At 60.6% G+C, this 12,816-nt stretch carries 12 protein-coding genes and 1 pseudogene; all 13 read left to right on the forward strand.

Annotated features, from left to right (window positions below; translation table 11 throughout):
• Positions 1-3: 3 nt before the first annotated feature.
• A complete protein-coding gene (locus IMCC21224_RS21055) occupies positions 4-564 on the forward strand; it encodes a hypothetical protein (protein WP_047997530.1) in 561 nt (186 codons plus the stop codon).
• Positions 564-944, forward strand: coding sequence for a Zn-ribbon domain-containing OB-fold protein (locus IMCC21224_RS21060; RefSeq protein ID WP_047997531.1), 381 nt, complete (start codon positions 564-566; stop codon positions 942-944). Before IMCC21224_RS21055 ends, IMCC21224_RS21060 begins: the two co-directional genes overlap by 1 nt.
• The gene (locus tag IMCC21224_RS21065; protein ID WP_047997532.1) at positions 941-2,098 is read left to right on the forward strand and encodes an acetyl-CoA acetyltransferase; all 1,158 of its coding nucleotides are present in this window, start codon (positions 941-943) and stop codon (positions 2,096-2,098) included. Before IMCC21224_RS21060 ends, IMCC21224_RS21065 begins: the two co-directional genes overlap by 4 nt.
• 15 nt (positions 2,099-2,113) lie before the next feature.
• On the forward strand, positions 2,114-3,028 hold the full coding sequence (locus tag IMCC21224_RS21070; protein WP_047997533.1) for an SDR family NAD(P)-dependent oxidoreductase: 915 nt from the start codon (positions 2,114-2,116) through the stop codon (positions 3,026-3,028).
• Positions 3,028-3,885: a MaoC/PaaZ C-terminal domain-containing protein gene (locus IMCC21224_RS21075; protein ID WP_047997666.1), complete on the forward strand. Its 858-nt coding sequence runs from the start codon at positions 3,028-3,030 to the stop codon at positions 3,883-3,885. Before IMCC21224_RS21070 ends, IMCC21224_RS21075 begins: the two co-directional genes overlap by 1 nt.
• Before the next feature lie 16 nt (positions 3,886-3,901).
• A complete protein-coding gene (locus tag IMCC21224_RS21080) occupies positions 3,902-5,062 on the forward strand; it encodes an acyl-CoA dehydrogenase family protein (protein ID WP_047997534.1) in 1,161 nt (386 codons plus the stop codon).
• A gap of 3 nt (positions 5,063-5,065) precedes the next feature.
• Complete coding sequence (locus IMCC21224_RS21085) at positions 5,066-6,190, forward strand: NAD-dependent epimerase/dehydratase family protein (protein WP_047997535.1); 1,125 nt, start codon at positions 5,066-5,068, stop codon at positions 6,188-6,190.
• Entirely contained in the window at positions 6,187-7,206 is a 1,020-nt protein-coding gene (locus IMCC21224_RS21090) for a cyclase family protein (RefSeq protein WP_047997536.1), read from the forward strand. The genes IMCC21224_RS21085 and IMCC21224_RS21090 overlap by 4 nt, the downstream gene beginning before the upstream one ends.
• Before the next feature lie 8 nt (positions 7,207-7,214).
• Positions 7,215-7,496, forward strand: coding sequence for a hypothetical protein (locus IMCC21224_RS21095; protein WP_047997537.1), 282 nt, complete (start codon positions 7,215-7,217; stop codon positions 7,494-7,496).
• Between the two features lie 186 nt (positions 7,497-7,682).
• On the forward strand, positions 7,683-8,819 hold the full coding sequence (locus IMCC21224_RS21100; protein WP_047997538.1) for a TAXI family TRAP transporter solute-binding subunit: 1,137 nt from the start codon (positions 7,683-7,685) through the stop codon (positions 8,817-8,819).
• Positions 8,819-10,831 (forward strand): TRAP transporter fused permease subunit, encoded by a 2,013-nt coding sequence (locus tag IMCC21224_RS21105; RefSeq protein ID WP_082135378.1) that lies wholly within the window; start codon positions 8,819-8,821, stop codon positions 10,829-10,831. The genes IMCC21224_RS21100 and IMCC21224_RS21105 overlap by 1 nt, the downstream gene beginning before the upstream one ends.
• A gap of 85 nt (positions 10,832-10,916) precedes the next feature.
• A complete protein-coding gene (gene bktB, locus IMCC21224_RS21110; RefSeq protein WP_047997539.1) occupies positions 10,917-12,098 on the forward strand; it encodes a beta-ketothiolase BktB in 1,182 nt (393 codons plus the stop codon).
• Positions 12,099-12,163: 65 nt separating this feature from the next.
• A pseudogene (locus IMCC21224_RS28615) lies at positions 12,164-12,774 on the forward strand (IS5 family transposase); the annotation flags it as partial.
• Positions 12,775-12,816: the final 42 nt, after the last annotated feature.

Raw genomic sequence — 12,816 nt, forward strand, 5'->3', positions numbered from 1 at the left:
GCAATGGAGAAGGTTGTGCCACAGGTGATCGAAATTGACGGCGGCGTCGATGATGCAGCGCTGACCGGCGCTCTGCGCAAGGCATCGCGCGATGCGGTATGCCTGATGATTGCGGGGAATCTTTCTGCAAATCTGGGCGGGCCTGCGGGCTGGGTTCCGCTGTTGGCAGATACGCCGGTCCTGCTAAGTATATCGGTGGAGGGGCCGGTCGGCACGCGCGGTATCGCGTTGATTTTGCTGGCGGATATCGTCGTCATGGGCGCCAATCCTACATGCGACGGCACGGATATCCCCGCGCTGGCCGAGCTTGCCGCACTTCGGCTCGGGGCTTTGAACGCGCGGCGCGTGCTGCTGGCCACCGATCCCCTGTCCGAGTTGGTCGCGATTGGTCACGCCACCCGCGCCGAGGCACCGCGTGATGCGGCGCGCAGCCGTGCCGCCGCGTTTGCACCCGTGGCGCACCGGTTGCGCCAGGGCTGGCGCGCGGCACGTGATCTGCCCGCAGGCGAGGCGCTGGCCTATGCCGCCTGGTTTAACTCAATCACCAATAAGGAGGCGTCGTAGTGCCCCAAGATCCGCGTTTTGATGGCCCCGGACCTGATGCCCAATGGCAAGCCGCGTTGGCAGAGGGGCAATTCGTAATTCAGCACTGCGACACTTGCGGCGCTGCGCAATTCCCGCCTGCCGTGACTTGCCGCGCCTGCCATGGCGCAATGCTCAGGATGGTGCCGGCATCGGGCAAGGCGACGGTTTATTCCGCGACCACTGTTCGCAACCGCGAGGGCGCGCATAACGTCTCGATCATTGAGATGGCAGAGGGGCCGCGCATGATGGCCAGTGTCGAGGGCGATCCCGAAGCGGTGCGCATCGGCCAAGCGGTCACCGTACGCGTCGAGGGTGGCCAATCACCGATGGTTGTCTTTTCACCGGCGGACGCGGCATGAGCGATCCATTGCGCGGCAAGGTCGCCATCGCCGGCATCGGCAACACGCGGCGCTGGCATGCGCCCGGACGGTCAGCCTACGACCAACTGGAAGAGGCCGCATTTCTGGCGCTTGAGGATTGCGGCCTGACGCTGGGCGATGTGGATGCATTGTATTGCGCGCATTCCACCTCTGGCCTGCCGGTGCTGAACGTGGTCGAACGTCTGGGCCTTGGCCCGAACCTGCGCCATGCGGATGGCACCATGGTGGGCGGCGCGTCGTTCCTGTTCCATCTGCGCGGCGCGGTGTCGGCACTGAACGCTGGCCAGTGTGACGTGGCGCTGATTTGCTATGGTTCCAATCAAGCCAGCGCCGGCGGTCGGCTGGTGCCAATGCCGGACCCGCAACCTTACGAGGCGCCGTACAAGCCGCGATATCCGATTTCCAGCTATGCGCTGGCCGCGGCGCGGCATATGCACACCTTCGGCACTACTCGTGAACATCTGGCTCAGGTGGCGCTGGCCGCGCGGGCTTGGGCACAGCTGAACCCCGATGCGCAACAGCGAGGGCCGCTGACGCTGGACGAGGTATTGGGCGCGCGGATGGTGTCCGATCCGCTGAGCAAAGCTGATTGCTGCCTTGTCACCGATGGCGGCGCAGCGCTGGTTCTGACCCGCGCTGACCGGGCCCGTGATCTGGCACGCCTGCCAGTACATGTTCTGGGCACGGGGGTTGCAGTCAGTCATCGTCAGATTTCCCAAATGCCGGATCTGACGACCAGCGCCGCCGCCATATCCGGCGCTGCGGCACTGCGCGAGGCCGCGCTTGGCATCAAAGATGTCGATCACGCGATGCTGTATGACGCGTTCACCATCTGCACGCTGATGTTTCTTGAGGATCTGGGGTTCTGCACCAAGGGCGAGGGCGGCGATTTCGTCGCCTCCGGGGCCATTTCACCGGGCGGCGCAGTGCCGGTGAACACGAATGGCGGCGGTCTGTCGTGCAATCATCCGGGTATGTACGGGATTTTCACCCTGCTGGAGGCCGTCACCCAGCTGCGTGGGGATGCCGGCGCGCGGCAGGTTGCAGGCGCCGAGGTGGCGCTGGCCCATGCCAATGGCGGCGTTTTGTCCAGCCAGGCAACCGCGATCCTCGGCACCGCGGCGACGATATGAAACAGGAGATTTGAGATGAGCAAGATACTGGACGGCAAGGTTGCCATTGTCACCGGCGCGGGCCAAGGCGTAGGCGCTGCCATCGCCAAGGGGCTGGCAGCCGACGGCGCAAAGGTTGTGGTGAATGATGTTGGCGTCACCCTTCAGGGCGAAATCGAAAATGCCTCGGCGGCCGATGAGGTGGCGCAGGCAATCTGCGACGCGGGCGGCACAGCGGTGGGCAACGCCGACTCTGTTTCGGAATGGGACTCGGCGCAGCGCATTGTCGAGACAGCGATCGACACCTACGGGCGCGTCGATCTGATCGTGAACAATGCCGGCATTTTGCGTGACGCAATTTTTCACAAAATGCAGCCTGATCAATTTCAGGCGGTTCTGAACGTCCATTTGCACGGCGCGTTCAACGTCAGCCGCGCCGCCGCCCCGCATTTCAAAGAGCAGCAGAGCGGCAGTTATGTCCACATGACGTCAACCGCCGGGCTGATTGGCAATTTCGGACAGGCCAACTATATGGCCGCCAAGATGGGGATTGTCGGCCTGTCTCGGTCAATTGCCATGGATATGCAGCGCTCGAATGTGCGATCCAACTGCATCGCGCCCTTTGCCTGGAGCCGTATGGTCAGCTCGATCCCGACAGAAACCGAAGCTGACAAGATCCGCGTTGCCAAGCTAAAGCGCATGACACCGGAAAAGATCGCGCCCTTGGTTGCGTTTCTTGGCTCAGATGCCGCGGAAAAGATCAGCGGCCAGATATTTTCCGTCCGCAACAACGAGGTTTATCTGTTCAGTCAGCCACGCCCGGTGCGTACGCTGCATCGCGGCGACGGCTGGACGGCCGATACGCTTGCGGAAATGCTGCCCGATGCGTTTGGCACATGGCTGACACCATTGGAACGGTCGGCAGATGTCATCGCATGGGATCCGGTCTGATGCCCCTTGATCCGGACGCCTTGCTGAACATGCGTATCGACCCGGTGCGTCGGCGCTATGATTGGCGCGACAGTGCACTGTATGCGCTGGGTTTGGGATATGGCGCCGATCCGGTGGACGAGGTTCAGCTGCGTTTCGTCAGCGAGCGCGACCAGCAGGCAATGCCCACCATGGTCAACGTGCTGGGCCATGACGGAGCGTGGATGAAACGCCCCGAGACAGGTATTGATTACACCAAGGTCGTGCATGGCGAACAGGCCATGCAAATACGCACCCCCCTGCCCGTCTCGGGCGAGATCATTGCCCAGACCCATATTGACGAAGTCGTCGACAAGGGCGAGGGCAAAGGCGCGCTGGTCACGGCCCGGCGCGAGATCCGCGACGCCGAAACGAATGTGCATTATGCCACGGTGCGGATGACGATCTTTTGCCGCGGTGCAGGCGGATTTGGCGGCGCTGGCGCCGGAACGCGCCAGCGCAAAGCGCAGCCGACCGATCTGCCAGAGACGTCAACCACGCTTGCCACCCGTCCCGAACAGGCGCTGATCTACCGTCTGTCGGGCGACTACAACATGCTGCACGCCGATCCGGAGACCGCCCGAATGGCCGGATTTGACCGGCCCATCCTGCACGGCCTGGCGACGTTCGGCATCGCCGGTCGCGCCTTGATGGACCGGTTCTGCTGTGCCGATGGGGCCCGCGTACGCGGCCTTGAAGGACGATTTTCTGCCCCGGTTTATCCCGGTGAGGCGATCACGATTGACATGTGGCCCCAAGGGGCTGGGCAAGCCGCCTTCAGGGCCCGCGTGGAAGATCGCGAGGTTCTAAGCAACGGGCAGTTTGATTTCAGCGAATAAGAGTGAGGCGGAACCTATGGATTTCAATCTGACTGACGATCAAAGACAGTTGCAGGACAGCGTGCGCCGCTTTGCGCAGGCCGAACTTCCTGCACTGGCGATCGAGACCGAAGAAACCGGCCATCCGATCAACGACACCTGGATGCGGCGGTATGCCGATCTGGGCGTGCTGGGCGTCAATACACGAGAGGACCATGGCGGGCTGGGCCTGCCCCACCTCGACGCGTTTCTGGTGATGGAAGAGTTCGCCAAGGTGTCGGTCGGCGTCGCCTTTCCGGTGTTCGAGACGTCGGCCGGTCCCGTGCGCATCGTCGAAGCATTGGGCCATCCCGATCTGGCGGCGCGCGTTGTCCCCGCCTCGGTGCAGGGCAAGATGATGGTCGCCATCTGCATGTCCGAGCCAGGGGCCGGCACCGCGCTGACCGACCTGCGCACCAACGCGCGTATCGACGGCGACGAAATCGTGATCAACGGCGCCAAGCGCTGGTGTTCGGGTGCCGGCCATTCGCAGGGCTATGTGGTGTTCTGCCGATTTGACAACACCCCCGGCGCCAAGGGTATCGGCGCGGTCTTTGTGGACAAGGACACGCCCGGCCTGACCTTTGGACCGCAAGAGCGGTTGATGGGCTTTCGCGGTGTGCCATCCGCCGACATCATGCTGGATGAGGTGCGCGTGCCGCGCAATCACCAGCTGATCGGCGCGGGAGGCTTCTCCCAACTGATGGGCTTGTTCAATCTGGAACGTCTCGGTAACGCAACCATGGCGCTGGGTGTTGCGGCCGGCGCGCTGGAGCAGGTTCAGTCCTATGTTCAGGAGCGCAGCCAGTTCGGCAAGGAAATCATCGACTTTCAGGCCGTTCAGATGCGTCTGGCCGAAATGGCGATCAAGGTCGAGGCCTCTCGCCTGATGATCCACCGTGCCGCCGCGAATGCCGGTACCGGCCTGCCGAAATCGGATGAATCGGCGATGGCGAAATGCATGGCCAACGAGATCACGCGCGAAGTGACGATCGCTGCGATGCAGCTGATGGGCGGCTACGGCTACGCACGCGAATACGGAATGGAACGGCGCGTGCGCGACAGTTTCGGCTGGGGCATCGCTGGCGGTTCCATCGACATCCAGAAGGTGAACATCGCCGCCGGCTTGATCGGGCGACGTTTCAATCAACGGGGATAAGGTATGACCGATCACGTTCTGATCGCAGGCGCGTCGGGCGTCATTGGGCAGGCGGCGGTTGCTGCCTTTGCCGCCAAGGGCTGGCAGGTGACGGCACTGTCGCGCCGCCGTCCGATGGTCGATGTCAATTTTCGCCATCTCGCCGTCGACCTGACCGATCCCGCCACCAGTCGCGCTGCGCTGGAGACGCTGCCGCCTGTGACTCATGTGGTTTATGCGGCCCTGTTTGAAGAACCTGATCTGGTAAAGGGGTGGCAATCACCAGCGCAGATGGACACCAACCTTGCCATGCTGGACGCCGTAATTGCGCCGCTGACCGCGCGCGGCGACCGCCCGCATGTGTCCCTGTTTCAGGGCACAAAGGCATATGGCGTGCATATCCGCCCCTTTCCGGTGCCCGCGCGTGAAAGTTGGCCGCGCCACGACCACGCCAATTTCTATTGGTTGCAAGAGGATTATCTGCGCGCGCAGGCGGCTAAGGGTCATGTCACCCTGACCATCTGGCGCCCGCAGGTTGTGTTCGGAAACGCCGTTGGCGTTGCGATGAACCTGATCCCGGTGCTGGGCGTCTGGGCTGCGCTCTGCGCGGCAGAGGGCCGCGGGCTGTCCTTTCCCGGCGGGCCTGCCTATCTGTTGGAAGCAGTCGATGTGGGGCTGATCGCAGATGCGCTGATCTGGGCCGCCAAATCGGATCGTGCGGCGGGTGAGACGTTCAATATCACCAATGGCGATGTTTTTGTCTGGCAGAACGTCTGGTCCACCATCGCCGAGGCAACCGGGCTGGCAGTCGCGCCCCCGCAAAAGGCCGTGCTGGCCGAGGTGCTGCCCACCAAGGCAGACAAATGGCGCAAGATCGCCAAGGATCACGCGCTTGTGCAGCCGGACCTTGCCGCGATGATCGGCCATTCGCATCACTACGCGGATTTCACCTTTGCCACACATGCCAAACGCGAGCCCGCCCCGGCACTGGTCAGCACGATCAAACTGCGGCAGGCCGGCTTTGACGGCTGCATGGATACCGAAGCGATGTTCCGCCGCTTGATAGCGGATCTACAGGATCGCAACCTACTGTCAGCCCCCAGGGCGCTGGCGGATCTTGCGACACACAAAAAAGGAGCGCCAGATTGACACAGCGTTGGAAAAACCGCCCAGAGGGATCGAACTGGGGCGATTTCGGTCCCAACGATCAGATCGGGCGCATGAATCTGATCACCCCCGAGTCCCGCCTGCGCGGCGCCCGCGAAATACGAGAAGGGCACAGCTTTTGTCTGTCGCTGCCCCTGGACTATCCGGGCGGCAATGTGCTGTTCCCGCTGCGCCGCGAGCCGGTGTTCCACCACGAGCCGCGCGGTGACGGCCACAATTTCAACTACGAGATGAGCCAGGTGTCGGGCTGCTATTGCGATGTCATCTCGGACGATGCGGTGACGCTGTTCACGCAATATTCCACCCAATGGGATGCGCTGGCGCATGTCGGAATGATGTTTGACGCCGATGGCGACGGAGTGCCGGAAAAAGTCTACTACAACGGCTACCGCGCCGGGATCGACATTGTCGGCCCTGACGATCGCACCGGCGATCTGGGCGCGCAAGCGCTGGGGATCGAGAACTTAGCGGTGTCCGGCGTCCAGGGGCGTGGTGTCATGGCGGATCTCGAAGCGCGCTGGGGCCGCGAGCGGCATCTAGTGGGCTATGACGATCTGATGAGCGTGCTGGACGAACAGGGCGCCGAAATCGAGCCGGGTGATTTTCTGTGCCTTTACACCGGCTTTGCGGATCTGATCCTGTCAATGAACAGGAAACCCGACGGCGATGTGCTGGCCAAATCCTGTCCGGTGCTGGACGGACGCGACGACAAGCTGCTGAACTGGATCACCGATAGCGGGCTGGTTGCGATCTGCGCCGATAACTTCGCGGTCGAGGCGTATCCTGCCCGCATACCCGATGGCGACAGCTTTCCGGCGCTACCGCTGCACAACCTGTGCCTGTTCAAACAGGGTATCCATCTGGGCGAATTGTGGTATTTCGCCGAACTGGCGGCGTTCCTGCGCGAACACAAACGCTCGGCCTTTTTCCTGACAGCGCCGCCGCTGCGTTTGCCCGGTTCTGTCGGATCGCCACTGACGCCAGTGGCAACGGTGTGAGCCAATCCATGCGCATCAATTCGGTCGCTTTTATCGGCGCGGGGACAATGGGCGGTGGCATCGCCATCGGTTGCCTCGCTGCCGTGCAGAACCTTGCCGGGCTGGGCGCCTTTTATGCGCCCTCTGCCGTGCTTATCGCTGCGGGCAATACAAATAACCCATGGCGGATCGAAGAAGGTCTGGCACCCTTGACCGACGCCATTTGGCACAAGATCGCTGACCGTTTGCGCGCAGCTCTTTTTCTGCCCCGTGCTCGAGGCGATGCGCGCTCTGGGCTGCGCCCGCACTGAGGACGTGATCAAACCACTGATCTTACAATACGGCGCCGAAATGCCGACAGCGGAGCTAAAGCAGGCCATGGGCTGATCGCCCGGCATAGCGACACGGAGGCCAGCGCCCCGAGGGACAACAAGGGCCGCGATTGAAAGACTGAACACCACAGACAAGATACAGACCACTGAACAGGGAGGAAAAATATGAAGCACTTCTTTATTCCAACGATATGTGCGCTAGGCCTGACGCTCGCACATTCGGCAACCGCCCAGACATCGGTCGATTTGCCCGATGTTGTGACCTGGAGCGCATATGGCCAGGGTTCGACCGGCAACGCGCAGGCCGTCGCGATGGGGGCGGCGCTGAAAAACGAATTTGGCAAAACGCTTCGGATTCTTCCGGGTAAAAATGACGTGTCACGCATGATTCCGCTGCGCGACCAACGGGTGATGTTTTCTGCCGCCGGGATTGCCTCGTATTTCGCGCAAGAAGGCATCGAACAATTCAACGACAGAGAGTGGGGCCCGCAAAAGATAAGGGTGCTAATTGCCTCGAACCCGGATCACAATCAGGGCCTTGCCGCGACGCAAGAAAGTGGCATTGCCTCTGTGGCTGACCTGAAAGGCAAGCGGGTCGCAGCAGTCGTCGGCTCAGCGGCGATCAACAACGGGGTCGAGGCTATACTGGCATTTGCCGGGCTTGGTTGGGAGGACGTGGAGCGGGTGGATTTTCCGGGCTACGCCGCCTCGTGGAGCGGTATGAATTCTGGTCAGGTTGACGCCGCATGGGGCGCGACCACGATCAGTGGCGCCTACCAGCTCGAGAATTCGACCCGCGGAATCACCTGGATACCGGTGCCGCAAGACGACAGCGAAGGCTGGGATCGTCTGCAAGCCAAGGGACCCCATATCATCCCGCACATCGCGACCGAAGGCGCCGGGATTTCTGAGGACGCCCCCCATGAAGGGACGAACTATCCCTACCCCGTTTTGATCGCGTATGCGGATCAAGACCCTGATTTGGTGCAGTCCATGACGCAGGCGCTGATTGACACCTACCCGGTCTACAAGGACGCCGCGCCCGGCGCGGATGGGTGGGCCTTGGACAAGCAATCTTTCGATTGGATCATCCCGTTCCATGATGGCGCGGTCAACGCGATGAAAGACGCCGGTGTTTGGAGTGATGCATCAAATACTTACAATGTTGCGCTGATCGAGCGGCAGGAAAAACTTGCGAAATCGTGGCAGGGCCTGATCGAACAGGGTCTTGAAGGCGCTGATCTGCAACAAGCCTGGCTTGAAGAACGTAGTGGTATCCCGATGCCAAGCGCCGAGGACTGATGAACGTGGCGCCGCATAGTTCAAATACCGCTCCTGCACCGCGTGCGGGGGCGTCTGGCAAAACCGATACATCAGGCGGGACAGATATGCGCGGGTTGCGCCAAGGTCCGATTGTGTCCAATCTGGTTGCTATATTGACTTTGGTGGCAATCTTTTTTGCTGTGAACCAGGTCTTTAATTTTCGACTGTTTGTCGGCGTCACTATCCTTCAGAATGCGTACCTTTATACGCTTGGCGCGGTTTTCTTAACAATTGTTTTCCTGGTGTATCCGCTTTCGAAAACTCCGCACCGCGCGTTAGAGATTGTCGACTTTGTCGCCGCCGGCACGGCGTGGTTTATTTGCTCGTATTTTGGACTGACCGGAGAGCAGAGCCTGAATGAGGGCTGGGAATATGCTCAGCCGTTGATGCCCAAAGTCCTTAGCTTTGTGCTATGGGCACTGATCGTCGAAGCGATGCGCCGGGTCACTGGCACATTGATGGCGATAATTGTCTTGGTTTTTTCCCTGTATCCCGTTTTTGCTGGATCGATGCCAGGACCGATTGCCGGATTTTCGCAGCCAATCGGGGATATTATTCCATTCCACATTCTATCTAGTGAAAGTAGTTTTGGAATCCCGATGGAGGCCTTTGGCACACTTGTGTTGGGTTTCGTCCTGTTCGGCGCGGCACTGCAATTCACTGGCGGCGGATCATTCTTCAACGATCTTGCGTTTCGCATGGTCGGAAAATATCGAGGTGGCGCTGCAAAGGTTGCCACTGTCGGCAGCGGCCTGATGGGCTCGATGAGCGGTTCTGTCATCTCTAACATTATGACCACGGGTGCGGTTTCCATTCCTGCGATGAAACGCACCGGATTTTCATCCAACTATGCCGCCGGTGTTGAGGCTTGTGCCTCGACCGGGGGGGTGATGATGCCACCGATCATGGGCGCGGTCGCGTTTGTCATGGCCGCTTTCGTCGGCGTTGGCTATGCTGAAATCGTGTTGGCGGCAATTATACCTTCGGCCCTTTTCTATTTTGGGCTCATCATTCAAATCGACAGCTATGCTGCCCGCAGGGGGCTGATAGGGCTAGAAAAATCAGAGCTGCCCAATCTACGGAACACACTCAAAAATGGGTGGCACTACATCATTGTCTTCGCCGTGCTTGTCTGGATGCTGATCGGTCTCGAGCAAGAGAGGATCGCGCCGTTTATTTGTACATTCCTTCTTTTGCTGGTGACGCAGCTTTTCCCAGGCACACGTCTGCCCATCGCCAAAATCCGGGACTTGCTTAGTTATGCCGGCATTGCACTGGCCGAAATGGCAGCCATTTTGATGGGTGTCGGGTTCATTGTCGGAGCATTCTCCGCAACCGGACTGTCTGGTACTCTGGCGAACGATCTGGTGTTTCTGGCAGGTGATGGGATGCTGGCATTGTTGTTCATGGGCGCCTTGACCAGCTTCATTTTCGGCATGGGAATGACGGTTACCAGCTGCTATATTCTGTTGGCTGTCGTTTTGGCGCCTGCGCTTGTTCAGGCTGGGTTGCATCCAATAGCAGCGCATCTTTTCATAATGTACTGGGGGATGGTGTCCTATATCACACCACCCGTTGCTCTGGGGGCTTTTGCCGCGGCTACGCTGGCCGGAACAGGCCCGATGCGCGCAGGTTTTACGGCCATGCGACTCGGTTCAATAATCTACGTTCTTCCATTTCTGTTTGTTCTGGAGCCAGCCTTGATTGGGGTGGGCGAATGGAGCGACGTTGTCCCCGTCACTATCCTGGCCTTTATCGGCGTCTGGCTGATTGCATCCGGCATTCAGGGATATCTCGCCGGGTTTGGCACGCTGGGATATGGCCGCGTTGGTATTCTAACACAAATCAGTATCATCATAGCGGGTGCCGCGATTGCTATTCCAGCCACGCTGGTCCCCGCTTTTGGCCATATTGGTATGACTGTAATTGGCGTTGCTATCGCGGCAATCGGCCTTGGGTTTTGCACCGCTATGATGCGGCACCAATCCTGAAAGGGACCATCGTTCAAAACGTCGTGCCTTGGTTGCCTGATATGGCCTTGGGGCGTATTCTGAATCTAGTAGGAAGGAACCTCGCGTGACCAGATCCATCGTTATCACCTCGGGCGTGCGCACCGCTATTGGTACTTTTTCCGGGTCACTGGCGGGCACGTCCCCTTGTGATCTGGGCGCTGCAGTCGCAACCGAAGCCATCGCGCGCGCGGGAATAGGCGCTGCCGAGGTGCAGCAAACCGTATTGGGCAACGTCCTGCACACCCATCCTGAGGATATGTATATCAGCCGAATCGTCGCCATCCGCGCAGGCGTACCGGACACCGCGCCGGCTCTGACATTGAATCGCCTTTGCGGCTCGGGGCTTCAGGCCGTTGTCACGGCTGCGGAACAGATCATGCTGGGCCACGCGGAAATCACGCTGGCAGGCGGCGCCGAAAACATGAGCCGCGCAGGCCATCTGCTAACGACGGCACGGCATGGCCAGAAAATGGGCGATAGTCGCGCGATCGACATGATGATCGGCGCGCTGACAGACCCCTTCGGCAATGGCCATATGGGTGTCACGGCGGAAAATATCGCAAAGCGGTATGGCATCGACCGTGACGCGCAGGACGCCTTTGCGCTGGAATCGCACCGCCGCGCTTCGCAGGCGATTGCAGAGGGCCGATTTTCCGATCAGATTCTACCCATGAACGTCCGCCAGGGCCGGAGCGAGGTAACCTTTGATACGGACGAACATGTGCGTGGCGATATCTCTGCCGAGCGGCTGGAGGGGCTGCGCCCCGCCTTTACCAAGGACGGCAGCGTCACAGCCGGCAATGCCAGTGGTATCAATGACGGCGCCGCCGCGCTGGTGCTGATGGAAGAGGACACCGCCCGCCACAAAGGCGCCGCGCCGCTCGCGCGGATTGTGGCCTATGGGCTGGGCGGTGTTGCGCCCGAAATAATGGGCATGGGCCCGGTTCCCGCCACGCAGCAGGCGCTGTTGCGCGCGGGTCTGAATGCCAACGACCTGGATGTGATCGAAAGCAACGAAGCCTTCGCGGCCCAAGCCTGCGCCGTATCGCAGGAGCTGGGGTTAGATCCGGCCCGCGTTAACCCCAACGGCGGCGCCGTCGCTCTGGGCCATCCCATAGGTGCATCCGGCGCGATTATTCTGGTCAAGCTGATATACGAACTTCAGCGCACCGGCGGGCGCTATGGTCTTGCCACCATGTGCATAGGCGGAGGTCAGGGTATCGCAGTGATTGTCGAGCGAATATAAATGCCCGGCACCGGAGGTGATCCGCAGGTGGCATAAGCAATCTTTATTGGCTGAACGCCGCGTAGATAGCCAAGCTGGAGCCTTTTTTCCCGAAGTCCCACGGCAAGCCATGCGCGGACGACAAACGGGTGTTGAGCGGAGGTATCTTCATCAATCGCAATAGCTTGCGGTGACGCGATGTGTCTGCGGAATACGGTCCGCACAAGACCCTCTATAGCCGTTGGAAGCGGTGGAGCGAGATAGGGTATCTTCGCGCGGATGCTTCTCGAACTGGCCGATCGAGGCGGCTAAATTGATAAGCCGATGATCGACGCGACACATCTGAAGACACACCGCACGGCCTCCAGCCTGGGGCTGAAAAGGGGGGGACCAAGGGCGGGATGAACCCAAAATTGCACGCCGTCACAGACGCGGCGGGCCGCCCGCTGCGGATCTTTCTGACGGCGGGCCAGCGCGCCGCGACGACATTGGCGCGCGAGCGCTTCTGGATGCGTTGCCGCCTGCAAAACATCTTCTGGCAGATCGAGGCTATGATGCCGATTGGCATCGCCAAGCCCTTGAAGACAAGGTGATCAAGCCGTGCCTCCCGTCGCGGAAAAGCCGTAAGGTCGCGATCCCGCACGATGAGGGGCGCTATCGAAAGCGCCACAAAATCGAGAACAGCGTTGCCCGCCGCTAGGACTGGCGACGGGTCGCGACACGTTACGATAGTCGACGT

This window comes from Puniceibacterium sp. IMCC21224, from assembly GCF_001038505.1.
Lineage (GTDB): Bacteria > Pseudomonadota > Alphaproteobacteria > Rhodobacterales > Rhodobacteraceae > Puniceibacterium.